At 69.3% G+C, this 22,817-nt stretch carries 21 protein-coding genes; 9 read left to right on the top strand and 12 right to left on the bottom strand.

What is annotated here, in order from left to right; genetic code table 11:
• Window positions 1-23 precede the first annotated feature (23 nt).
• Window positions 24-1,301 carry a hypothetical protein gene (locus tag OG741_RS22080; RefSeq protein ID WP_405600452.1) on the bottom strand — a complete coding sequence of 426 codons (1,278 nt, stop codon included), beginning with the start codon at window positions 1,299-1,301 and terminating at the stop codon, window positions 24-26.
• 286 nt (window positions 1,302-1,587) lie between these two features.
• Here OG741_RS22080 and OG741_RS22075 point away from each other — a divergent pair, with 286 nt between their 5' ends.
• From OG741_RS22075 to OG741_RS22050, 6 genes are all read left to right on the top strand, one after another.
• On the top strand, window positions 1,588-3,927 hold the full coding sequence (locus tag OG741_RS22075) for a bifunctional SulP family inorganic anion transporter/carbonic anhydrase (RefSeq protein ID WP_405600450.1): 2,340 nt from the start codon (window positions 1,588-1,590) through the stop codon (window positions 3,925-3,927).
• 200 nt (window positions 3,928-4,127) lie between these two features.
• Complete coding sequence (acs, locus tag OG741_RS22070) at window positions 4,128-6,083, top strand: acetate--CoA ligase (RefSeq protein WP_405600448.1); 1,956 nt, start codon at window positions 4,128-4,130, stop codon at window positions 6,081-6,083.
• Between the two features lie 298 nt (window positions 6,084-6,381).
• Window positions 6,382-7,779 carry a Na+/H+ antiporter NhaA gene (nhaA, locus tag OG741_RS22065; protein ID WP_405600446.1) on the top strand — a complete coding sequence of 466 codons (1,398 nt, stop codon included), beginning with the start codon at window positions 6,382-6,384 and terminating at the stop codon, window positions 7,777-7,779.
• 63 nt (window positions 7,780-7,842) lie between these two features.
• The gene (locus tag OG741_RS22060; protein WP_405600444.1) at window positions 7,843-8,292 is read left to right on the top strand and encodes a phage holin family protein; all 450 of its coding nucleotides are present in this window, start codon (window positions 7,843-7,845) and stop codon (window positions 8,290-8,292) included.
• A 117-nt stretch (window positions 8,293-8,409) separates the two neighbouring features.
• Window positions 8,410-9,339, top strand: a complete 930-nt coding sequence (locus tag OG741_RS22055; protein ID WP_405600441.1) for an alpha/beta fold hydrolase — start codon at window positions 8,410-8,412, stop codon at window positions 9,337-9,339.
• A gap of 128 nt (window positions 9,340-9,467) precedes the next feature.
• Window positions 9,468-9,656, top strand: a complete 189-nt coding sequence (locus tag OG741_RS22050; RefSeq protein ID WP_405600439.1) for a hypothetical protein — start codon at window positions 9,468-9,470, stop codon at window positions 9,654-9,656.
• Between the two features lie 106 nt (window positions 9,657-9,762).
• Here OG741_RS22050 and OG741_RS22045 read toward each other — a convergent pair whose 3' ends face one another.
• The 3 genes from OG741_RS22045 to nth all read right to left on the bottom strand — a co-directional run bounded on the left by OG741_RS22045 (window position 9,763) and on the right by nth (window position 12,645).
• Window positions 9,763-10,962: a MarP family serine protease gene (locus OG741_RS22045; RefSeq protein ID WP_361907265.1), complete on the bottom strand. Its 1,200-nt coding sequence runs from the start codon at window positions 10,960-10,962 to the stop codon at window positions 9,763-9,765.
• A 65-nt stretch (window positions 10,963-11,027) separates the two neighbouring features.
• Entirely contained in the window at window positions 11,028-11,738 is a 711-nt protein-coding gene (locus OG741_RS22040; RefSeq protein ID WP_405600437.1) for an NUDIX hydrolase, read from the bottom strand.
• Between the two features lie 64 nt (window positions 11,739-11,802).
• A complete protein-coding gene (gene nth, locus OG741_RS22035) occupies window positions 11,803-12,645 on the bottom strand; it encodes an endonuclease III (RefSeq protein WP_405600434.1) in 843 nt (280 codons plus the stop codon).
• A gap of 263 nt (window positions 12,646-12,908) precedes the next feature.
• Here nth and OG741_RS22030 point away from each other — a divergent pair, with 263 nt between their 5' ends.
• Window positions 12,909-13,583, top strand: a complete 675-nt coding sequence (locus OG741_RS22030; RefSeq protein WP_015034542.1) for a Crp/Fnr family transcriptional regulator — start codon at window positions 12,909-12,911, stop codon at window positions 13,581-13,583.
• 66 nt (window positions 13,584-13,649) lie between these two features.
• Here OG741_RS22030 and OG741_RS22025 read toward each other — a convergent pair whose 3' ends face one another.
• The 7 genes from OG741_RS22025 to OG741_RS21995 form a co-directional block, all read right to left on the bottom strand.
• Window positions 13,650-14,534 (bottom strand): prohibitin family protein, encoded by an 885-nt coding sequence (locus OG741_RS22025; RefSeq protein WP_405600431.1) that lies wholly within the window; start codon window positions 14,532-14,534, stop codon window positions 13,650-13,652.
• Between the two features lie 137 nt (window positions 14,535-14,671).
• Window positions 14,672-15,502 carry an MBL fold metallo-hydrolase gene (locus tag OG741_RS22020; protein WP_405600429.1) on the bottom strand — a complete coding sequence of 277 codons (831 nt, stop codon included), beginning with the start codon at window positions 15,500-15,502 and terminating at the stop codon, window positions 14,672-14,674.
• Between the two features lie 40 nt (window positions 15,503-15,542).
• Entirely contained in the window at window positions 15,543-16,412 is an 870-nt protein-coding gene (locus tag OG741_RS22015) for an NUDIX hydrolase (RefSeq protein WP_405600427.1), read from the bottom strand.
• A gap of 73 nt (window positions 16,413-16,485) precedes the next feature.
• Entirely contained in the window at window positions 16,486-16,608 is a 123-nt protein-coding gene (locus OG741_RS22010) for a hypothetical protein (protein WP_405600425.1), read from the bottom strand.
• Window positions 16,605-19,073, bottom strand: coding sequence for a PQQ-dependent sugar dehydrogenase (locus tag OG741_RS22005; RefSeq protein WP_405600423.1), 2,469 nt, complete (start codon window positions 19,071-19,073; stop codon window positions 16,605-16,607). The genes OG741_RS22010 and OG741_RS22005 overlap by 4 nt, the downstream gene beginning before the upstream one ends.
• A 263-nt stretch (window positions 19,074-19,336) precedes the next feature.
• Entirely contained in the window at window positions 19,337-19,807 is a 471-nt protein-coding gene (locus OG741_RS22000) for a RidA family protein (RefSeq protein ID WP_405600421.1), read from the bottom strand.
• Window positions 19,804-19,965 (bottom strand): DUF4177 domain-containing protein, encoded by a 162-nt coding sequence (locus OG741_RS21995; protein WP_121891618.1) that lies wholly within the window; start codon window positions 19,963-19,965, stop codon window positions 19,804-19,806. The genes OG741_RS22000 and OG741_RS21995 overlap by 4 nt, the downstream gene beginning before the upstream one ends.
• A gap of 96 nt (window positions 19,966-20,061) precedes the next feature.
• Between OG741_RS21995 and OG741_RS21990 the strand changes: the two genes are divergently transcribed.
• Together OG741_RS21990 and OG741_RS21985 are read left to right on the top strand one after the other, a co-directional pair.
• Window positions 20,062-21,024 carry an ArsA-related P-loop ATPase gene (locus tag OG741_RS21990; protein ID WP_266479886.1) on the top strand — a complete coding sequence of 321 codons (963 nt, stop codon included), beginning with the start codon at window positions 20,062-20,064 and terminating at the stop codon, window positions 21,022-21,024.
• Complete coding sequence (locus OG741_RS21985) at window positions 21,021-22,304, top strand: ArsA family ATPase (RefSeq protein ID WP_405600418.1); 1,284 nt, start codon at window positions 21,021-21,023, stop codon at window positions 22,302-22,304. Before OG741_RS21990 ends, OG741_RS21985 begins: the two co-directional genes overlap by 4 nt.
• Window positions 22,305-22,384: 80 nt before the next feature.
• Here the strand turns inward: OG741_RS21985 and OG741_RS21980 are convergent, their stop codons facing one another.
• The gene (locus OG741_RS21980; RefSeq protein WP_177149633.1) at window positions 22,385-22,729 is read right to left on the bottom strand and encodes a WhiB family transcriptional regulator; all 345 of its coding nucleotides are present in this window, start codon (window positions 22,727-22,729) and stop codon (window positions 22,385-22,387) included.
• Window positions 22,730-22,817 lie beyond the last annotated feature (88 nt).

Genomic DNA, 22,817 nt, shown 5'->3' with positions numbered 1-22,817 from the left:
GGAGGAAGTTCGGGCGCTCGATGTCAGTGCCGGTCAGCCTGCTTGGCCTTGGTAGAGCCCGGTGCGCCCGCCGGCTGGGTGGCGAGGAATGCCGCCCAGCCGTTCCCCGGGGCCTGACCGACCGGGAGCGTGCGGAGCTTCCGCAGGACCTCGGGATCCTGCGCGTCGAGCCAGTCGGCCAGTTGCCGGAAGGACACGCACTGCACGTCCCGCTTCACACAGACCGTCGCGATCGTCTCCTCGACCGCGCGCATATACGTTCCGCCGTTCCAGGATTCGAAGTGGTTGCCGATGATCAGCGGCGCGCGATTGCCGTTGTAGGCGCGGTCGAAGGCCTTCACCAGCCCGTCTCGCATCTGGTTGCCCCAGTACTCGTACTTCGAGGGGTCACCCTTGACCGTCCCGGACTGGTTGACCATGAAGTTGTAGTCCATGGACAGGGTCTCGAAAGCCCGGCCGGGGACGGGGACCATCTGCAGGGAGAGGTCCCACAGGCCGAGGTCCTTCTTGGGCCAGATCTGGTCATTGATGCCGCTGGTGTCGTAGCGGAAACCCAACTCGGCGGCGGCGCGCACGAAGTTCGTGCGGCCCTCGAGGCAGGGGGTGCGTGCCCCGATGAGCTCCTTGTCGTAGTCGAAGGGCAGCGGCTGCTCGCCCTCCAGGCCCGCGTTGGTCCGCCAGTTCTTCACGAATGACCTGGCCTGGCTGATCTCGCTCCTCCACTCGTCGACGGACCACTGGCCGACGCCCCCCTCATTGCCGCAGAAGTGGCCGTTGAAGTGGGTGCCCACCTCGTTGCCGTCCTGCCAGGCGCCGCGCAGCTGACGCACGGTGTCACGGATGCCCTGGGTGTCGTTGAAGCCGATGTCCGAGCGGCCGGGTGAATGCTGGGGCGGGTCGTAGAGGTTCGCCTTCTCCTCGGGCAGCAGATAGACGCCGCTGAGGAAGTAGGTCATGGTCGCGTCGTACTTCTTGCCGACCTTGCGGAAGTGCGAGAAGAGTTTCTGGCTGTCCTCACCGGCCCCGTCCCAGGAGAACACCACGAACTGCGGCGGCTGCTGACCCGGCTTCAGGCGCCGCGGCTTGAGAAGACCGGACTGGGGTCCGGTGAACGCGGTGGATCCGTCGCCGATGAGGCGTACCGCGCTCTTGGGAGCCGGGGCACCCTTCTTCGCTCCGGGGGCACCCTGTTTTGCGGCGGCCGAGCCGTCAGCCGCGTCCAGTACGGAACAGCCGACGAGTTCTGCGATCAGCGCCGTCGCGGCTACCCCAACGGCGATCCTCCTCGTGGCGGCCTTCATCCGCCCACCCACTTTCTTATGCCTATATGCCTGTACGACGCATTGCCCATGGCGCCGTCAAGCTCGCATCGCGGTGGGTGGGGGAAGGGCGCGACGAGCCGCGTTCAAAGTACTAATCACCAGAACGGGTGAAATGCTGCCCCATTTGCCCCGAAAATAATGCCTCAGTCTTTACTCTGCATTACGATCCATTTACCGAGAGTTGAGAATCCCGCCGCTGCACGCCGTGACCCACGGCCGCGTCCCCACATTCCGCGACCGCGCTGCCCCGGAGGAGACGGGAACCATGTCTGCCTGCGTCCCCACCCGCACCGAAGACCCCTCCCGCACAACCCGAAAGCCCCGCACAACCCGAGAGTCCCGAAAGAGCAAGGACCGCCCGCCCCACCGCTTCCGCATCGCTGGCGCCGATCTGTCGGCCTCGATCTCCGTCTTCCTGATCGCGCTGCCGCTCTCCCTCGGCATCGCGCTCGCCACCGGCGCACCCCTCCAGGCCGGGCTGGTGGCCGCTGCCGTCGGCGGGATCGTCGCCGGCCGGCTCGGCGGAGCGCCGCTTCAGGTCAGCGGTCCCGCCGCCGGGCTGACCGTCGTCACCGCCGATCTGATCCAGCAGTACGGCTGGCGCACCACCTGCGCCATCACGGTCCTCGCCGGAATCGCCCAACTCGGGCTGGCCGCCCTGCGGGTGGCCCGCTCCGCTCTCGCCGTCAGCCCGGCGATCGTGCACGGCATGCTGGCCGGCATCGGCGTCACGATCGCCCTGGCACAACTCCATATCGTCCTCGGCGCCACCCCGCAGAGCTCCGCGATCGACAATGTCCGTGCGCTTCCCGCCCAGTTGGCCAATGTTCACCCGTCCGCGCTGTCGGCCAGCGTTCTGACCATTGCCGTACTGCTGGTGTGGGCGCGGATTCCCGGGCACGTGGGGCGGGTCCTACGGAAGATCCCGGCCGCACTCGCCGCGGTGGCAGGAGCGACCACGTTCGCCGTGGTCGCAGGGCTGAGGCTGCCGCGTGTCGATCTGCCGTCCTGGAGCAGCCATGCCCTGCCCGAGCTGCCCCAGGGGCCGGTGCTCGGCATCCTCGCCGCCGTCCTCACCATCACCCTGGTGGCGAGCGTGGAGTCGCTCCTGTCGGCGGTCGCCGTCGACAACCTGGTGGCTGCCCGCAAGGAGCCGGGCGGCCGCATTCCGCGCGCCCGTCTCGACCGTGAGCTGGCGGGGCAGGGGGCGGCGAATGTGGTCGCCGGCGCCCTCGGCGGGCTGCCCGTCACCGGGGTCGCCGTCCGCAGCGCCGCCAATGTGTCCGCAGGCGCGGTGAGCCGGAACGCCACGATGCTGCACGGTCTGTGGATCACGGTCGCCGCACTCCTGCTGGTGCCCGTGCTCGATCTGATCCCACTGGGCGCGCTGGCGGCGCTGGTGATGGTCGTGGGCGTGCAGATGGTCAGCATCACGCATCTGCGCAGCGTGCGGCGGAACCGGGAGGTCCTCGTGTACGCGGTGACGCTGGCGTCGGTCGTGCTCGCGGGCGTACTGGAAGGTGTGGCCATCGGGATCGCGGTGGCCGTCGCGGTGGCTCTGCGCAGGCTGACCCGGACCCGGATCACCACGGACGAGCGGGAGGGGCTCCATCTGGTCCGGGTGCGTGGCCAGTTGACGTTTCTGGCCGTGCCCCGGCTGAGCCGGACGCTGGGCCAGGCGCCCCAAGGAGCCCATTGTGTCGTCGAGTTGGACGGTTCCTTCATGGACCATGCGGCGTACGAGGCGCTGCACGGCTGGCAGGCCTCGCATGTCGCGCAGGGCGGGACGGTGGAGTTCACCGGCCGGGCCGGGGGGCGGATCAGCGAGCCGGCCTCGGAGACCCACGGCTGCTGCCGCCCCTGGACGCCCTGGCGCAACCATCATTGCTGCGACGACCGCCCCCGGCAGGCGTACGCGCATCAACTGGCCAGCGGACTCAGCTCGTTCCAGCGCAATACGGCCCCGCTGGTGCGCGACGAGCTGGCGCGGCTGGCGCGCGAGGGGCAGCGACCCTCGCAGCTCTTCCTCACCTGCGCCGACTCCCGGCTGGTCACCAGCATGATCACAGCCAGTGGACCGGGCGATCTGTTCACGGTACGCAATGTGGGGAATCTGGTTCCGCTGCCCGGGGCGGAGAGCAGCGACGATTCGGTGGCCGCGGCCATCGAGTACGCCGTCGATGTGCTGGAGGTCGACTCGATCACCATCTGCGGCCACTCCGGCTGCGGCGCGATGCAGGCGCTGCTGAACGGGCCGCCCGCAAGCGTCCAGACCCCGCTGCGGCGCTGGCTGCGGCACGGACAGCCGAGCCTTGAGCGGATGAGGAGCAGGCACCGTTCCTGGGCGAGGATCTCCGGGCGGATGCCCACCGACGCGGTGGAGCAGCTGTGTCTGACCAATGTGGTCCAGCAGTTGGAGCATCTGCGCGCCCACGAATCGGTGGCCAGGCGGCTCGCCGAAGGGACGCTGGAGCTGCACGGCATGTACTTCCATGTCGGAGAGGCACAGGCGTATCTCCTCGCGAGCAGCGACGAGCACGAGATCGACGAGGTCTTCGACCGGGTCGCACCTGCTCCTTCGGCTCTGCAGGAGTTGCGCGCCTGAACCGCTCGTCGGCCGCGTCCGTGAGACCGTATGGCCCCTCTTTCCCACCGCCCGGGGAGGAGGGGCCACCCATAACTCCAACCACAGCCCCAATAGGTCTAAACCAATTTCCGGAAGGCTCTTGTCACCCGGCCCTCTGGCTGATGAGCTATGGCTTGGGACACATAGGCACATAGGACGCCCTGGGAAAGGGAGATGTCGTGAGTAACGAAAGCCTGGCCAACCTGCTCAAGGAAGAGCGGCGGTTCACACCGCCGGCGGAGCTGGCCGCGCACGCCAACGTGACGGCGGAGGCGTACGAGCAGGCCGAGGCTGACAGGCTTGGCTTCTGGGCCGAGCAGGCGAGGCGGCTCAGCTGGGCCACCGAACCGACCGAGACCCTCGACTGGTCCAACCCGCCGTTCGCGAAGTGGTTCGCGGACGGCACGCTGAACGTCGCGTACAACTGCGTTGACCGGCATGTCGAGGCGGGCAACGGCGACCGGGTGGCCATCCACTTCGAGGGCGAGCCCGGCGACAGTCGCGCGATCACCTACGCCGAGCTCAAGGACGAGGTCTCGCGCGCCGCGAACGCCCTGACCGAGCTCGGCGTCAGCAAGGGCGACCGGGTCGCCGTCTACATGCCGATGATCCCCGAGACGGTCGTGGCGATGCTGGCCTGCGCCCGCATCGGCGCCGCGCACTCGGTGGTCTTCGGCGGCTTCTCGGCCGACGCGCTTGCGACCCGTATCCAGGACGCCGACGCCAAGGTCGTCATCACGGCCGACGGCGGATACCGGCGCGGCAAGCCGGCCGCACTCAAGCCGGCCGTGGACGACGCGATCGACCGCGTCGACAACGTCGAACACGTCCTCGTCGTGCGCCGCACCGGCCAGGACGTCGCCTGGACCGAGGGCCGCGACGCGTGGTGGCACGAACTCGTCGAGCGCCAGTCCGCCGAGCACACCCCCGATGCCTTCGACGCCGAGCACCCGCTGTTCATCCTCTACACCAGCGGCACCACCGGGAAGCCGAAGGGCATCCTGCACACCTCCGGCGGCTACCTCACCCAGGCGGCGTACACCCACCACGCCGTCTTCGACCTCAAGCCGGAGACGGATGTCTACTGGTGCACGGCCGACGTCGGCTGGGTGACCGGCCACTCCTACATCGCGTACGGGCCGCTCGCCAACGGCGCGACCCAGGTCATGTACGAAGGCACGCCCGACACTCCGCACCAGGGCCGCTTCTGGGAGATCGTGCAGAAGTACGGGGTCACCATCCTGTACACGGCGCCGACCGCGATCCGCACGTTCATGAAGTGGGGAGACGACATCCCCGCCAAGTTCGACCTGTCCTCGCTGCGGGTGCTCGGCTCGGTCGGTGAGCCGATCAACCCGGAAGCCTGGATGTGGTACCGCGAGCACATCGGCGGCAACCGCTGCCCGATCGTGGACACCTGGTGGCAGACCGAGACCGGCGCCATGATGATCAGCCCCCTGCCCGGCGTCACCGCGACCAAGCCCGGCTCCGCCCAGCGCGCCCTGCCCGGCATCTCGGCCACCGTCGTCGACGACGAGGCCAACGAGGTTCCGAACGGAGGCGGCGGCTATCTCGTCCTCACCGAGCCGTGGCCGTCGATGCTCCGCACCATCTGGGGCGACGACCAGCGCTACATCGACACGTACTGGTCGCGCTTCGAGGGCAAGTACTTCGCGGGCGACGGCGCCAAGAAGGACGACGACGGCGACATCTGGCTGCTCGGCCGCGTCGACGACGTGATGCTCGTGTCCGGGCACAACATCTCGACGACCGAGGTGGAGTCGGCACTGGTCTCGCACCCCAAGGTCGCCGAGGCGGCAGTCGTGGGCGCGGCGGACGAGACGACGGGTCAGGCGATCGTGGCGTTCGTAATCCTTCGGGGTACGGCGCGCGAGGACGAGAACCTGGTGAACGACCTGCGCAACCACGTGGGCGCGACGCTCGGGCCGATCGCGAAGCCGAAGCGGGTGCTGCCGGTGGCGGAGCTGCCGAAGACCCGCTCGGGCAAGATCATGCGACGGCTGCTGCGGGATGTCGCGGAGAACCGGCAGCTGGGCGATGTCACGACGCTCACGGACTCGTCGGTGATGGATCTGATCCAGACGAAGCTGCCGACGGCGGCCAGCGAGGACTGATTCAGTCGCCTGGGGAGGGGTCCGGCCGCGTGCGGCCGGACCCTCCCTCGTGTGGGTTGTCGGGACAGCCCCCGACAACCCAGGCCCCAGCAACAACCCCGGCCCCAACAACCCCGATCCGCCCGCGACAGCGCGACGCGTGCCCCTTATGCCCCTTAAAGTGAGGCTCACCGGATACGCCCTTGCGCTCTTAGGTAAACTAAGGACCGCGTCAATGACGCAGCAAGAAACCTAGGTGCGCCGGGAAGTCTGGTCGGCATGTGCTCTGTCCTGCCCACCCGACCGGAGGTCCCCCGACGTGGCCGCGCCCACCTCCACCCCCCGCAAGTTCCTCGGACGTCTCTCCCTCCCCGAGCGGACGTTCGTCACGGACGCGCTGCGGGCCGAGACCGTGGGTGGTGTCCTACTTCTCGTCGCCGCCGTCGCCGCACTCATCTGGGCCAACACCCCCCTGGGTGACAGCTATGAATCCGTACGCGACTTCCACATAGGCCCCTCCGCCCTCGGCCTCGATCTCTCGATCGAGCACTGGGCCGCCGACGGACTGCTCGCCATCTTCTTCTTCGTCGCCGGGATCGAGCTCAAGCGCGAACTCGTGGCCGGTGAGCTGCGCGAACCCAAGGCCGCCGCGCTGCCGGTGATCGCCGCGGTCTGCGGGATGGCCATGCCCGCGCTCGTCTATCTCGTCGTCACCACTGCCGGCGGCGGGTCCACCGAAGGCTGGGCCGTACCGACCGCCACCGACATCGCCTTCGCGCTCGCAGTCCTCGCGGTCATCGGCACCTCGCTGCCGTCCGCACTGCGCGCGTTCCTGCTCACCCTCGCCGTCGTCGACGATCTCTTCGCGATCCTGATCATCGCCGTCTTCTTCACCGACGAGCTGAACTTCGCGGCGCTGGGCGGTGCCGTCGTCGGCCTCGGTGTCTTCTGGCTGCTCCTGCACAAGGGCGTGCGCGGCTGGTACGTGTACGTCCCGATGGCCCTCGTCATCTGGGGGCTGACGTACAACAGCGGCATCCACGCCACCATCGCCGGTGTCGCCATGGGCCTGATGCTGCGCTGCACGAGGCGCGAGGGGGAAGAGCACTCCCCCGCCGAGCACATCGAGCACCTCGTACGGCCGCTGTCCGCGGGACTCGCCGTACCGTTGTTCGCGCTCTTCTCCGCGGGAGTGATCGTCTCCGGCGACCTGCTCGGCGACGTCTTCACCGAGCCGGAGCCCCTCGGCGTCGTCCTCGGCCTGGTGGTCGGCAAGACCCTGGGCATCTTCGGCGGCACCTGGCTCGCCGCCCGCTTCACCCGGGCCGAGCTCAATGAGGATCTGGCCTGGCCGGACGTCTTCGCCGTCGCCGCGCTCGCCGGAATCGGCTTCACCGTCTCCCTCCTCATCGCCGAACTCGCCTTCGCGGGCAGCCCGGTGCTCACCGAGGAGGTCAAGGCCGCCGTCCTCTTGGGCTCCCTGATCGCCGCCGTGTTCGCCGCGATTCTGCTCAAGCTGCGCGTACGGAAGTACAACGCGCTCGTCGAGGCGGAGGAGCGCGACGAGGACCAGGACGGCATCCCGGACATCTATGAACAGGACAAGCCGGAATACCACCTCCGTATGGCTGCGATCTACGAGGAGAAGGCCGCGGAGCACCGTCGCAAGGCCGAACTGGCGGGGGCGTCGCACGAGGGCGGCGACAGTCCGGCATGATCTGACATCGGAACTGAGATCGGAACTGACATCGGATCCGCCGATGAGGAGAGGGAGTCAGCGATGAGCGACCCCGGCAACACCGCGGCGAACGTCGTCGGCGCCGAGCGCAGTCTCGGCCAGCTGGTCGCCTCGGCGACCGCCGAGATGTCCGCGCTCGTGCACGACGAGATCGCCCTGGCCAAGGCGGAACTGCGGCAGGACGTCCGGCGCGGCGTAATGGGCGGTGCGGCCTTCACCGTCGCGGGAGTGTTCGTGCTCTTCTCGCTGCCGGTGCTGAGCTTCGCGGCGGCGTACGGGATCCACAATCTGGGTCTCGGTCTGGCGTGGTCGTTCCTGATCGTGGGCGGTGCGTATCTGGTGCTCGCGGCGCTGCTCGCGCTGCTGGCCGTGGCCAAGTTCAAGAAGGTCAAGCCGCCGGAGAAGTCCATCGCGTCGGCCAAACAGACGGCCGCCGTACTGCAGGGCGTCAAGCCGCACACCCGCCCGGCGCAGGACAAGGTCGCGGTCTGAGGACCACGGCCGCGGGGCCTGTGAGCACCGGCGGAGCATCCTCTGTGTCTCGCTCGTCGCTCCCTCCCGGGTGGGCATGGCGACCGTGGGGTGCTCACGTGTGGCACGCTCGTCTGCATGACGGCCCCTGATACCGGTTCTGGAAGCCCTGTACGCATCGATGGTCCCTGGACCCATCGCGACGTGGCGGCCAATGGTGCGCGATTCCATATCGCCGAGATGGGCGATGGGCCTCTGGTGTTGCTGCTGCACGGCTTTCCTCAGTTCTGGTGGACCTGGCGGCATCAGCTGACCGCGCTCGCCGACGCCGGTTTCCGGGCGGTTGCGATGGATTTGCGGGGGGTGGGCGGCAGCGACCGTACGCCGCGGGGTTACGACCCCGCGAACCTCGCGCTCGACATCACCGGCGTGGTGCGCTCGCTCGGCGAGCCGGACGCGGCGCTGGTGGGCCACGACCTCGGCGGCTATCTGGCGTGGACCGCGGCGGTGATGCGGCCCAAGCTGGTGCGCCGGCTCGCGGTCTCCTCCATGCCGCACCCCCGGCGCTGGCGGTCGGCGATGCTCTCCGACTTCTCGCAGAGCCGGGCGGGCTCGTACATCTGGGGCTTCCAGCGGCCGTGGATTCCGGAGCGTCAGCTCCTCGCGGACGACTCGGCCTTGGTGGGCCGGCTCATCGAGGACTGGTCCGGGCCGCAGCTGCCGGAGGAGGACGCGATCGACGTCTACCGGCGGGCGATGAGCATCCCGTCGACGGCGCACTGCTCGATCGAGCCGTACCGGTGGATGGTGCGGTCGATGGCGCGGCCGGACGGGATCCAGTTCAACCGCCGGATGAAGCGCCCGGTGCGGGTGCCGACGCTGCATCTGCACGGCTCGCTGGACCCGGCGATGCGGACGCGCAGCGCGGCGGGCTCGGGCGAGTACGTGGAAGCGCCGTACCGCTGGCGGCTGTTCGACGGCCTCGGCCACTTTCCTCACGAGGAGGATCCGGCCGGGTTCTCGAAGGAACTCATCGCCTGGCTGAAGGACCCGGAACCCGACCGCTAGCCCGGTGGGTGGCCCTGCGCCCGCATCCTTGAACGCTTGTACGACGAACAGCCAATTGCCCGGCGCATAGGCCAATTGGCCGCCCCCGGCGCGGTTACCGACCATGGGGCACGGGCACACGTCGGTGTATGGGCTGGACGTACGACTACGGTGACGCAGCACGCAACCGCCGCTCGGCCAATGGGCCGGCCACCCGCGAGAGGGGTGGCTCCCAAGGTGAGGGCCATGAGCATCCCGGGCAGGGGATCGGCATTCCGCGCATCCTCCAGCGCCGGGCCCGATGGGTCTCGGCTCGGCTGCGGCATACCCGCGGCTGACAGCCCAGAGGCGGCTCAGCGCTGAACCGTAGGGCTTCTCGTACGGCTCACGACCGACTCGTACGGCTTAACGCCGCCCCGTGCAGCACCCCCGTACGGCTGACCGCTACAGCGCGCACCCCTGGCTGTCGACCTGCTGGTTCGCGGTCAGGCCGAACGAGATGTCCTCGCGGATCTCGTCGACCGACAGCGCGTAACCGGTGTTCGGGTCGTCCAGCGAACGGGCGAAGATCACGCCGTACACCCTGCCGTCGGGCGTGAGCAGCGGGCCGCCGGAGTTGCCCTGACGGACCGTCGTGAACAGCGAGTAGACGTCACGGCGCACCGTGCCGCGGTGGTAGATGTCCGGGCCGTTGGCGTTGATCCGGCCGCGGACGCGGGCCGAGCGCACGTCGTACGAGCCGTTCTCCGGGAAGCCCGCGACGATCGCGCTGTTGCCGCTGCGCGCGTCGGTGTCGGCGAACTGGAGCGGCCGCGCCTTCAGGTCGGGCACGTCCAGTACGGCGATGTCGCGCTGCCAGTCGTAGAGCACGACCTTCGCGTCGTACAGCTTGCCCTCACCGCCGATCTGGACGGTCGGCTCGTCGACGCCGCCGACGACATGGGCGTTGGTCATCACGCGGCGGTCGGAGAAGACGAAGCCCGTGCCTTCGAGCACCTTGCCGCAGCTCTGGGCCGTGCCGACGACCTTGACGATGGACCGCTGGGCGCGGGCGGCCACCGGGCTGCCCGCGAGCGCCGGGTCCGGTGCCTGGACCTCGGTGATGGGCTCGTTCGAGAACGGGCTGAAGACCTGCGGGAAGCCGTTCTGCGCGAGGACGGAGGAAAAGTCCGTGAACCAGGTGCTCGCCTGACTCGGCATCACCCGGGAGACCCCGAGCAGCACCTTGGAGCTGCGGACCTCCTTGCCGAGCGTCGGCAGGGCGGTCCCGGCGAGTGCGGAACCGATCAGCCACGCGACCAGCAGCATCGCCACGACGTTGACCAGCGCGCCCCCGGTCGCGTCCAGGGCACGCGCGGGCGTCCAGGTGATGTATCTGCGGAGTTTGTTGCCGAGGTGGGTGGTGAAGGCCTGCCCCACCGAGGCGCAGACGATCACGATGACGACGGCCACGACCGCTGCCGTGGTGGACACGTCGGAATCGTTCGTCAGCTGACCCCAGAGCACGGGCAGCAGATACACGGCGACGAGACCGCCACCGAGGAAACCGATCACCGAAAGGATGCCGACGACGAAACCCTGTCGGTAGCCGACGATCGCGAACCACACGGCGGCGACCAGCAACAGAATGTCCAGCACGTTCACCGTCATTTGCCTCGCAGATTCGTCGGCGCCTGCTCCGATCGGCTGGAGCGGCTGGGTTCAGCCTGTCATGAGCGCCAGTCGAGCGGGACCTGCTTGGCGCGGTCCCATGGTCGTTCCCATCCGGCGAAATGCAGAATGCGGTCGATCACACCCGCGGTAAAACCCCAGACCAGAGCCCCCTCGACCATAAAGGCCGGACCGCTGTGCCCGCTCGGGTGCACGGCCGTCGCACGGTTGGCCGGGTCCGTGAGATCCACCACGGGCACCGTGAAGACCCTCGCGGTCTCGGCGGGGTCGACCGCTCCGACAGGGCTCGGGGTGCGCCACCATCCCAGTACGGGCGTGACGACGAAACTGCTCACCGGGATGTAGAGCTTGGGCAGCACGCCGAAGATCTGGACCCCCGCCGGGTCGAGGCCGGTCTCCTCCTCGGCCTCGCGCAGCGCGGCGCGCAGTGGCCCGGTGGTGGCCGGATCGCCGTCCTCGGGATCGAGCGCACCGCCGGGGAAGGAGGGCTGCCCGGGATGCGAGCGCAGGCTCCCGGCACGCTCCATGAGCAGCAGCTCGGGCCCCTTGTCGCCCTCGCCCAGCAGGATCAGGACGGCGGACTGCCGGCCGCGGCCGCTCTCGGGCGGCAGAAAACGGCTGAGCTGCTCGGGCTCGACGGTGTCCGCCGCGCGCACGACGGGGTCGAGCCAGGCGGGCAGACCGTCGGTGGTGACGACCACCCCGTGGTCGTAGTTCTGCTCGTACGTCTCTTCTCCTGCGCGCATCATCGGCCCCCCTCGTTCACAACGCCTCGGGGCGCGTGGATGGTTCCGTCGCTCCTTCTCGGGGACGTCACCCGCCCGCCCCGAGCGGCGGGGCCGGCCTGCCCGGGTAGTCCGGGGGCGGGTTCAGGCGCTGGCCGGGCTGGCCGCCCTTCTCGTACTTGAGCAGCTTCTTCGCCTTCTCGGGGTCCGTCTCGCCCTCTCCGTACGCCGGGCAGAGGTGCGCGATCGGGCAGACGCCGCAGGCGGGCTTGCGGGCGTGGCACATACGGCGGCCGTGGAAGATCACCCGGTGCGAGAGCATCGTCCACTCGCTCTTGGGGAAGATCGCGGCCATCTCCGCCTCGATCTTCACCGGGTCCTCCTGCCCGGTGAGCTTCCAGCGGCGCACCAGGCGCTGGAAGTGGGTGTCGACGGTGATGCCGGGTACTCCGAAAGCATTGCCGAGGACCACGAACGCCGTCTTGCGGCCGACTCCCGGCAGTTTCACCAGGTCGTCGAGGCGGCCGGGGACCTTGCCGCCGAAGTCGTCACGGATCGCGGTCGCAAGGCCCATGATCGACTTCGTCTTGGCGCGGAAGAACCCTGTCGGGCGGATGAGCTCCTCGACCTCCTCCGGATTCGCGGCGGCGAGATCCTCGGGCGTCGGGTACTTCGCGAAGAGCGCGGGCGTGGTCTGGTTCACCCGCAGGTCCGTCGTCTGGGCGGACAGGACCGTGGCGACGAGCAGCTCGAAGGGGTTGGTGAAGTCCAGCTCCGGGTGGGCGTACGGATAGACCTCGGCGAGCTCCCGATTGATCCGGCGCGCGCGGCGGACCGTGGCCAGCCGCGACTCCGGTTTGGGCGATTTGCTCGTTTTCTTAGGGCCGAGCGAGGACTGTTCGCCCACAGCGGAATTCTGCTTTCCGGACACGCTCCCAGCCCCCTTGGCCTGCGCTCTCACCGGCGAATTGGACACCCGGTCAGCCTACGGGCAGGCTCTGACATCCGCCCCGGTCACAGCCAATCAGGACCCAATCGGGCCCCTGCCGCACGAACAAGCGCACCAGTGCGTCAGACTTGATGTGATTGATCGCACGGTTTTACGGCCAGGGATCCGACCTGCGCCCGCACCTCGGGTACCCGGTCCGGCATCATGGGCCACGGTCCCTGAGCAGGTCGACAAGGAGAGAACACGTGGACGACGTTCTGCGGCGCGCCCCGCTCTTCGCGGCGCTCGATGACGAGCAGGCCGCGGAGCTCCGCGCCTCTATGAGTGAAGCGACGCTCGCCCGCGGCGACGCGCTCTTCCACGAGGGCGACCCCGGCGACCGCCTCTACGTGGTAACCGAAGGCAAGGTCAAGCTCCACCGCACGTCCCCCGACGGCCGCGAGAACATGCTCGCCGTCCTCGGCCCGGGCGAGCTCATCGGCGAGCTGTCCCTCTTCGACCCCGGCCCGCGCACCGCGACCGCCACCGCGCTGACCGAGGTGAAGCTCCTCGGCCTCGGCCACGGCGATCTGCAGCCCTGGCTGAACGCCCGGCCGGAGGTGGCCACCGCACTGCTGCGCGCCGTCGCCCGCCGGCTGCGCAAGACCAACGACCAGATGTCCGACCTGGTCTTCTCCGACGTACCGGGCCGCGTGGCCCGTGCGCTTCTCGACCTGTCGCGCCGCTTCGGCGTGCAGTCGGAGGAGGGCATTCACGTCGTCCACGACCTGACCCAGGAGGAGCTGGCCCAGCTGGTCGGCGCCTCGCGCGAGACCGTGAACAAGGCACTGGCCGACTTCGCCCAGCGCGGCTGGCTGCGGCTGGAGGCGCGGGCCGTGATCCTGCTGGATGTGGAGCGCCTCGCCAAGCGTTCGCGCTGAGTCAGCTCGTACGGGAGTACAGGAAGGGCCGCCCCCACCGGGAGCGGCCCTTCCTGCATGTCTGCGTCAGTTCTTGGTGCCGTCCACGATCAGCGGGTTGGCGCTGCCGCCGCCGCAGGGCACCGCGTACACCGGGTGCTTCGCCGCCGCCTCCTTGAAGGCGTCGATGCACTGGTTGGTCAGCACCTTGTCGGTGAGCGAGTCGTTCAGGATCTTGTTGGCCTTGGCGATGCCCTCGGCCTCGATCCGGCGGCGCTCGGCCTCCGCCTTGGCGGTGCGTGCCGCTTCCGTCGCCCGCTCGGTCGCCTGCTGCTGCTGGATCTTGCGGTCGATCTGGTCCTGGAGCCGGTCGGACGGCTTCACATTGCGCAGATTGACGGTGGTGACGTCGATCCCGCGCGGGGCGAGCCGCTCCTTGATCCGGTCGGCGATCTCGCTGTTGATCGTCTCCCGGGCCGAGCTGTAGCCCTCTTCGCTGGTGTGGCGGGCGAAGACGTTACGGACGATCTCCCGGCTGTCCGGGAAGACCAGGCGCTGCTGAATCGCGTCCTCGCTGCCCGCGAGCCGGTACAGCTCGACGGCCTTGGCGGGCGTCACCGCCCACTTCACGGTGAGCTCCGCGTACATCACACCGCCCTGCGAGGAGCGCACCTCGACCACGTCCTTGTCGGAGAGGCTGAGGTCCACGGGGCGGGTGGAGAAGGTCGTGACGTTGGTGAACGGCGAGGTGATGTTCATCCCCGGCGTCATGGGCGAGCCGACCTTGCCGAAGGTGACCGGGACGCCGACCTCATAAGCGCTGATGACATGCACACAGCTGGCGATCCCCGCGAAGAGGCCCGCGAGCAGCGCGCCGAGCGCGCCGAGCTTGAGCCCGCGCTTTTCGCTGCCGCGGCCGACGAAGAACATCACGGCTGCCGCGATGACGAGCAGGATGAAGAGCACAAACACGCTGGTCCCCCCAGGAACGGTGTCAGAAGTAAGCGGAGCGTAAAGCACCGGCCAATGAATCCGACGCCTGGGGGCCTGTCGGCGGTTTCCGCCCGGAACACAGTTCAGATCAGGACAGGACTCCGTTCAGGACGGGTTCAGATCAGGCCGTGCTCGCGCAGGTACTCCAGCTGCGCCCGCACCGACAGTTCCGCCGCGGGCCACAGCGACCTGTCCACGTCCGCGTACACCTGCGCCACCACATCGGCCGCACTGACATGCCCGTCCTCGACGGCCGTCTCCACCTGGGCGAGGCGGTGCGCCCGGTGGGCCAGATAGAACTCGACCGCGCCCTGCGCGTCGTCGAGCACGGGCCCGTGGCCAGGCAGGACCGTGTGCACGCCGTCGTCGACCGTGAGCGAGCGCAGCCTGCGCAGTGAGTCGAGGTAGTCGCCGAGCCGCCCGTCCGGGTGGGCGACGACCGTCGTGCCGCGCCCGAGGATCGTGTCGCCGGTCAGTACGGCCCGGTCGGCCGGCAGATGGAAGCAGAGCGAGTCGGCGGTGTGGCCGGGCGTCGGGACGACCCGCATTTCGAGGCCGCCGACGTGGATCACCTCGCCTGACGCGAGCCCTTCGTCGCCGAGCCGCAGCGCGGGGTCGAGGGCGCGGACCTTCGTACCCGTCAGCTCCGCGAACCGGGCGGCGCCCTCCGCATGGTCGGGGTGGCCGTGGGTGAGCAGGGTCAGGGCGACCCGCTTGCCCGCCTTCTCGGCGGTCGCGACGACGGTCTGCAGATGGCCGTCGTCATCGGGGCCCGGGTCGATGACGACGGCGAGCTCGGAGTCAGGCTCGGAGACGATCCAGGTGTTCGTGCCGTCGAGGGTCATGGCGGAGGCGTTGGGCGCGAGGACGTTCACGGCGCGTGCGGTGGCGGGCCCCGACAGCACGCCCCCGCGCGGCTGCCCGGGCAGAGCGGCTGCTTCGGTCATCGCGCACCTCCGGCACGCCGCCGTATCGCGGCGTTCTCCGTCATCGCGAGCCCTCCGTCGGGATGTGCTTGGTGAACTCGTCGTGCCCCGGCCAGCTCAGCACGAGCTGCCCCTGGTCGTCCAGCCGCGCCTGGGCCAGTACGGGAGTGAGGTCCTGCTCCCCGGCGGCGGCGAGCGCGTCCGCGGCCGCCCGGTACGGCTCCAGCGCCCGCAGCGTCGCGATCGTGGGCGGCATCATCAGCAGATCGCCCTTGTCATAGCCCGCGGCCCCTTCGGCCGGCCGGATCCAGACGGTGCGGTCCGCCTCCGTCGACGCGTTCCGCGTCCGCTGGCCCTCGGGCAGGGCTGCCACGAAGAACCAGGTGTCGTAGCGCCTCGGCTCGAACTCGGGGGTGATCCACCGCGCCCATGCGGCAAGGAGGTCCGAGCGCAGCACCAGGCCCCGCCGGTCCAGAAAGTCCGCGAAGGAGAGCTCCCGCTCGACCAGCGCCCGCCGGTCGGCCTCCCAGTCGTCGCCCGTCGTGTCGCCGACGACCGTGCCGGGCGTCTCGCCCGCGAGCAGGACGCCCGCCTCCTCGTACGTCTCGCGCACGGCCGCGCACACGATGGCCTGGGCCGATGCCTGGTCCACGCCGAGCCGGTCGGCCCAGGCCTGCAGCGAGGGGCCCGCCCAGCGCACCAGATGGTCGTGGTCGCGCGGGTCGACCCCGCCGCCGGGATATGCGTACGCGCCTCCGGCGAAGGCCATGGAGGCGCGTCGGCGCAGCATGTGGACGGCGGGACCGTCCGCGGTGTCGCGCAACAGCATCACGGTCGCGGCCCGCTTCGGGGTCACGGCGGTGAGCTCGCCGCTCGCGAGTGCGCGAATCCGGTCCGGCCACTCCGGCGGGTACCACTGACCATTCGACATGGCCGGAGGCTATCCGCTCTCGTCGGGATGTTCGAGGGGCGGCCGTGAGCGCCGCCCCTCGCGGTGCCTGCGCTCAGGTGCCGGCGCTGGAGTTGCCGCGGAGCTTCACGTTCGCGGTACTCGCGTTCTTGATCGCGGTTTCGATCTGGGCCATCGACGAACCCGAGCCGATCCCGGGCACGGTCGCCGAATTCACCGCGTACAGCGTGAAGGTGTACGGGTGCGTCGAGCCTCCGGGGCAGGCCCGAAGAACTTCTGCGCGTTCGCCCCACTGCCCATCGCTTTCTGCTTGGCGCCGTTCTGCCCGGGGACGTCGAAGCCCGATCCGAGACCCTCGGGGAGGGAGAGCCTGGCCGCCGGGATGTCCCAGATCGCCCAGTGCAGCTTGTTGCCGCTGTTGGCGACGTCGGCGAAGACGATGGCGTAGCTCCTCGCCCCGGAGCTTCCCGCGCCCCAGGCCAGCGGCGGCGACGGATCCTGGCCCGCCGTGCCGTCCCCGGCGCAGGTGTACTTCGCCGGGATGGTGGCGTTGTCGTTGAAGGCACCGCTGGTCAGCTTGAACTCGCCGGGCTGCGGACTGCCGCCCGAGTAGACGATGTCGATCAAGAGGACCCGGTCGTTGCCCGCAGTGCCGTCCTTGTCGGTCGACGTGGTGAGCCAGATGTCGCCGTCGTGGTCGACCTCGACGGTGCGCAGCCGGTCGTAGGTGCCCTGGAAGTACGTCTTCTGCTCGACCAGGTTGGAGTTGGCGTCGATACGCAGCCGGTAGACGCGCTCGCCGACGGTGGTGGCCACGAAGACGTGGTCGTTGATGATCGTCAGGCCGCTGGGTGAGGCCGAGGACGTGGGCCAGGTCTTCTTGGGCGCGATGTAGCCGGAGCAACTTCCGCTGGTGCCCTCACAGTTGGGCCAGCCGTAGTTGCCGCCCTTCTGGATCAGGTTGACCTCGTCCATGATGCTGTTGCCGAACTCCGCCTGCCACAGGCGGCCCTGGGAGTCGAAGTCCAGGCCCTGCGGGTTGCGGTGGCCGAGCGACCAGACGGCGTTGCCGAAGGGGTTGTCCGACGGGACGGTGCCGTCGGGGTTGATACGCAGGATCTTGCCGTTGAGCGAGTTCTTGTCCTGAGCCCGGCTGCCGCTCTGGGCGTCGCCCATCGACGCGTACAGCTTGCCGTCGGGACCGAAGCGCAGCCGTCCACCATTGTGGAAGCGGCTCTTCTCCATGCCCTGGAGCAGGATCTTGTAGTCGCTGAGCGCGTTGTTCTCGTACTTCATCCGCACGATGCGGTTGCCCTCGGACGCGGAGTGGGTGAAGTAGAGATAGTGGTCCGTCGTGAAGCCCGGGCTGATCTCGATGCCGAGCAGTCCGCCCTCACCGCCCGTGCCGACCACGCCCGGGACCTTGCCGATCAGTGTCTTCTGGCCCGACTTGGTGAGCCGGTAGACGTTGAAGGTGTTCCGCTCGGTGTAGATGCCGGAGCCGTCGGGGAGGAAGAGCAGGCCCCAGGCCACGTCCACGCCGCCGGCCAGGGTGGAGACGGTGCCCGGGTCGGGGACGCCGCCGGGCAGGCTGCCGCCGGTCGTGACGGTGATCTCCGGTCCGAACCCGGACTTGTTGCCTTTCAGATCGAAGGCCCTGACCTTGAACTTGTACGCGGTGTTGGCCTTCAGCCCGGCGATGGTCGCCGACGTGGAGTCGGAGGTTCCGGCGGCCGCGCCGTCGCGGTAGATGTCGTACCCGGTGACCTTCACATTGTCCGTGGAGGGGTTCCAGGCGAGGTCGACGCTGGTCGCGGTCTTTCCGGTGGAGCGCAGGTTGCCCGGGATGCTCGGCGCCTCGTTGTCCGGAGGGGCGGGCAGGGTGGCGATGGTGACGGCGTTGCTCGCGGCGGAGACATTGGCGGCGGCGTCACGGGCGAAGACCGTCCAGTCGTACGAGGTCTCGGGGTTGAGGCCCTCCACAGTGGCGGCGAGCGTGCTGCCGTCGACGCTCTTCATCAGCTGGCCGTGCTGGTAGATGTCGTAGCCGGTGACCTTGACGTTGTCGGTGGACGCGCCCCAGGCCAGCGAAACGGTGCTCGCCGTCGGCTCCTTGTCCTTGCGCAGATCGGCGGGCGGGGTCGGCTTCTCGGTGTCGGCCGGGCCGCTCGCGGTGACGGTGAGCTTGTCCAGGTTGGGGCCGTCGCCCGCGGAGGTGGTGGCGCGGATCTTGTTGGAGCCCGCCTTGAGCGCCGCGTTGGCCGTGACGGTCTTCCAGGTGGTCCAGGCGCCGGTGACGGGGAAAGCGAGGTCGTCGGCGACCGGGGTGCCGTTCACCGTGATGTCCATTGCGCGGCTCGCGGTGGAGCCGTTGGCGTAGCGGAAGTCCAGCTTGGCGGCCGCGGCCTGTGCGGAGTCGACGGTGAACTCCACAGAGGCGCCCGCCACTGCCTGGAAGTTGACGAAGCCGGTGCCGGAGTACCCGGCGTGGTTGGACTCGACGGCGCCCTGGGAGATGGTTGCCGATTCGGCTTCGTAGCCGACGGGTGCGGCGTTCACGGTCGTTCGGGCGGTGGGCTGGGCAGTGCTCAGGGCCGGAAGGGCCACGGTTAACGCTGCGGTGGCCGCGGCCACGAGGGCGGCGCCAACCGATCTGCGCGACCGGTGGGGGGTTGGTGCCACGGATCCCTCCTGCGTTCAGATGGTTAGGAAACGTTCCTAACCGTGGACAGGTCACACCCGTCGACGCGTCCACGTCAAGAGAGATGCAAGGGGTTACCGAAGACGAGTGAGGCCCCGTGTCCGCCGGAAAACCGGCGGACACGGGGCCCCATACGGTGCTTGACCAGGAGCTTCGGCTCCGTAGGAGCTCCGCTCCGTGCTGAACGATCAGTCAGTCCCGCACGGTGCGTCCGTCCGGCGCCGCGCGTCAGTCCCCGACAGAGTCAGTCCTGGACGAGCTCCACCTGGATCTCGACCTCGACCGGAGCGTCCAGCGGCAGCACCGCGACGCCCACCGCGCTGCGCGCGTGCACACCCTTGTCGCCGAACACCGCGCCGAGCAGCTCGCTGGTGCCGTTGAGCACGGCGGGCTGGCCGGTGAAGTCCGCGGCCGAAGCGACAAAGCCGACAACCTTCACGACTCGGGCGACCCGGTCCAGGTCGCCGACGACCGACTTCACGGCGGCCAGCGCGTTCAGCCCACAGGTGCGCGCAAGCTCCTTGGCCTCCTCGGGGGTGACCTCGGCGCCCACCTTGCCGGTGACCGGAAGCTTTCCTTCCACCATCGGGAGCTGGCCCGCGGTGTAGACGTACGCACCCGACCTCACGGCCGGCTGGTACGCGGCCAGCGGCGGCACGACCTCCGGCAGCGTCAGCCCGAGTTCGGCGAGCTTCGCCTCGACAGCGCCGCTCACGACTGCTTCTCCCGCTTCAGGTACGCCACGAGCTGCTCGGGGTTGTTCGGCCCGGGAACGACCTGGACGAGCTCCCAGCCGTCCTCGCCCCAGGTGTCCAGAATCTGCTTGGTCGCGTGCACGAGAAGGGGCACGGTCGCGTATTCCCACTTGGTCATGGAGCCGACTGTAGCCGCACCGGCCGCCCGCCTCGTGACGCAGCCCGCAGGCAGCCTCCTGCATGGGCGACAGCCCGACTGGTTAGGCTCGAATACGTGAGCAGGCTCCAGGTCGTCAGCGGCAAGGGTGGTACCGGTAAGACGACGGTGGCCGCCGCCCTCGCGCTGGCCCTCGCAACCGAGGGAAAGCGCACTCTCCTTGTGGAGGTCGAGGGCAGACAGGGCATCGCACAGCTCTTCGAGACGGAGGCGCTTCCCTACGAGGAGCGGAAAATCGCCGTCTCGTCGGGCGGCGGCGAGGTGTTCGCGCTGGCCATCGACGCCGAGCGCGCGCTACTCGACTACCTCCAGATGTTCTACAAACTGGGCACCGCGGGCCGCGCGCTCAAGAAGCTCGGCGCGATCGACTTCGCGACGACCATCGCGCCCGGGGTCCGGGACGTACTGCTGACCGGCAAGGCCTGCGAGGCCGTACGCCGCAGGACCAAGCAGGGCCCGTACGTCTACGACTACGTGGTGATGGACGCCCCGCCCACCGGCCGCATCACGCGCTTCCTCAATGTGAACGACGAGGTGGCGGGCCTGGCCAAGTTCGGCCCGATACACAATCAGGCCCAGGCCGTGATGCGCGTACTCAAGTCCCCCGAGACCGCGGTCCATCTGGTGACGCTCCTGGAGGAGATGCCCGTCCAGGAGACCGCGGACGGCATCGCCGAGCTGCGCGCCGCCGACCTGCCCGTCGGCAAGGTCATCGTGAACATGGTGCGCCCCCACATCCTCGACGAGGAGGCGGTGCGCGACGCCGCGGGTGACCGGCGCGCGGACATCGCCAAGACGCTCACGGCGGCGGGCGTCAGCGGCTCGGCGAAGCTCGTCACTCCGCTCCTGGAGCAGGCCGCCGACCACGCCCAGCGCGTGGAGCTGGAGCGCGAGCAGCGCGCGGCACTGGCCGGCTTCGGCCTGCCGACGTACGAACTCCCCCTGCTGAGCGAGGGAGTCGACCTGGCGGGGCTCTACCGGCTGTCGAAGGAACTGCGGAAGCAAGGGACCGGCTCATGACCCTGGACGCGGCGGCCGCTCTGGAAGTCGACCCGCTGATCGACGACCCCGCGACCCGCATCATCGTGTGCTGCGGTGCGGGGGGCGTCGGTAAGACCACGACCGCCGCGGCCCTCGGCGTACGGGCGGCGGAGCGCGGCCGCAAGGTCGTCGTCCTCACCATCGACCCGGCCCGCAGGCTCGCCCAGTCCATGGGCATCGACTCCCTGGACAACACCCCGCGCCGGGTCAAGGGCATCGAGGGCGAGGGAGAATTGCACGCCATGATGCTCGACATGAAGCGGACCTTCGACGAGATCGTCGAGGCGCACGCGGACGCCGAGCGGGCGCGGGCGATCCTGGAGAACCCCTTCTACCAGTCCCTGTCGGCCGGTTTCGCAGGCACGCAGGAGTACATGGCGATGGAGAAGCTGGGGCAGCTGCGCGCCCGTGACGAGTGGGACCTGATCGTCGTCGACACTCCGCCCTCGCGCTCGGCGCTGGACTTCCTCGATGCGCCCGGGCGTCTCGGGTCCTTCCTGGACGGGAAGTTCATCAAGCTGTTGATGGCGCCGGCGAAGATGGGCGGCCGGGCGGGGATGAAGTTCCTCAATGTCGGCATGTCGATGATGACGGGGACGCTCGGCAAACTGCTCGGCGGTCAACTCCTGTGCGATGTGCAGACGTTCGTCGGTGCGATGGACTCCATGTTCGGCGGCTTCCGCACCCGCGCCGATGCCACCTACCGGCTGCTGCAGGCGCCCGGTACGGCCTTCCTGGTGGTCGCGGCGCCGGAGCGGGACGCGCTGCGGGAGGCGGCGTACTTCGTGGAGCGGCTGGCGGCGGAGGAGATGCCGCTGGCCGGTCTGGTGCTCAACCGGGTCCACGGCAGCGGCGCCGCCAGTCTGTCGGCCGAGCGGGCTCTGGCGGCCGCAGAAAATCTTGACGAGGGCCGCATTGTGGATCAAAGGTCCGGGAAGACTGGTGTTCGTGACTCCACGGCCGCCTCTCCCGAATCCCAGCCCGTGGACGACGCCCCCATGGACGGCACCCCCGAGGAACACACGTCCGCGGACCACACCACAGAACAGCTGACGGCGGGTCTGCTGCGCCTGCATGCCGAACGGATGCAGGTGCTCGCGCGCGAACAGCGCACGCGCGACCGTTTCACCGCGCTCCACCCCGAGGTGGCGGTGGCCCAAGTGCCCGCCCTGCCCGGCGATGTACACGATCTCGCGGGGCTGCGGGCCATCGGTGACCGGCTCGCGACCGGCGGTTCCGCTCCGGCCGGAGCTGTGTAATCGGACGCCGTGTACACAGACACAGACGCCGTGAAGACAAGCGCCGCCTAAGAAGCGCCGTATAAACAAACAGCGGTGGGCTACCCCACCGCCGCGTACGTCTCGTATGTCTCGTCGTCGTCGAGGCCCACGGGCAGGATGCCCGCGCTGCGCTCGTACTCCGTACGCGCGGTCTCGAGCAGCCTGCGCCAGGAGGTGACCGTGGGACGCCTGCGCAGCAGTGCGCGCCGTTCCCGCTCGGTCATTCCACCCCAGACGCCGAACTCGACGCGATTGTCGAGCGCATCGGCCAGGCACTCGGTCCGCACCGGACAACCGGTGCACACCGCCTTGGCCCTGTTCTGCGCTGCCCCTTGTACGAACAGTTCATCCGGATCGGTAGTGCGGCAGGCTGCCTGCGCACTCCAGTCGGTTACCCAGCCCATGCCGGCGCCGTCCTCTCCCGAATCGAGGCTCCCCCACGGCGGCAGCGGCATATTCACCGCTGCCAGTTGAGGACGTTACGGAAGGTGG

It is taken from the genome of Streptomyces sp. NBC_01410, from assembly GCF_045040195.1.
Lineage (GTDB): Bacteria > Actinomycetota > Actinomycetes > Streptomycetales > Streptomycetaceae > Streptomyces.
The sequence above is the reverse complement of the archived record's forward strand: the minus strand, read 5'-3'. Positions and strand labels throughout refer to the sequence as shown.

Excerpts from the sequence above, each read along its gene's own strand:
- OG741_RS22020 (WP_405600429.1), bottom strand. The coding sequence starts at position 15,502 with ATGACCGAAGCAGCCGCTCTGCCCGGGCAGCCGCGCGGGGGCGTGCTG.
- OG741_RS21980 (WP_177149633.1), bottom strand. The coding sequence starts at position 22,729 with ATGGGCTGGGTAACCGACTGGAGTGCGCAGGCAGCCTGCCGCACTACC.
- OG741_RS21995 (WP_121891618.1), bottom strand. The coding sequence starts at position 19,965 with ATGACCAAGTGGGAATACGCGACCGTGCCCCTTCTCGTGCACGCGACC.
- OG741_RS21985 (WP_405600418.1), top strand. The coding sequence starts at position 21,021 with ATGACCCTGGACGCGGCGGCCGCTCTGGAAGTCGACCCGCTGATCGAC.
- OG741_RS22050 (WP_405600439.1), top strand. The coding sequence starts at position 9,468 with ATGGGCTGGACGTACGACTACGGTGACGCAGCACGCAACCGCCGCTCG.
- OG741_RS22040 (WP_405600437.1), bottom strand. The coding sequence starts at position 11,738 with ATGATGCGCGCAGGAGAAGAGACGTACGAGCAGAACTACGACCACGGG.
- OG741_RS22075 (WP_405600450.1), top strand. The coding sequence starts at position 1,588 with ATGTCTGCCTGCGTCCCCACCCGCACCGAAGACCCCTCCCGCACAACC.
- OG741_RS22060 (WP_405600444.1), top strand. The coding sequence starts at position 7,843 with ATGAGCGACCCCGGCAACACCGCGGCGAACGTCGTCGGCGCCGAGCGC.
- OG741_RS22080 (WP_405600452.1), bottom strand. The coding sequence starts at position 1,301 with ATGAAGGCCGCCACGAGGAGGATCGCCGTTGGGGTAGCCGCGACGGCG.
- OG741_RS22055 (WP_405600441.1), top strand. The coding sequence starts at position 8,410 with ATGACGGCCCCTGATACCGGTTCTGGAAGCCCTGTACGCATCGATGGT.
- OG741_RS22015 (WP_405600427.1), bottom strand. The coding sequence starts at position 16,412 with ATGTCGAATGGTCAGTGGTACCCGCCGGAGTGGCCGGACCGGATTCGC.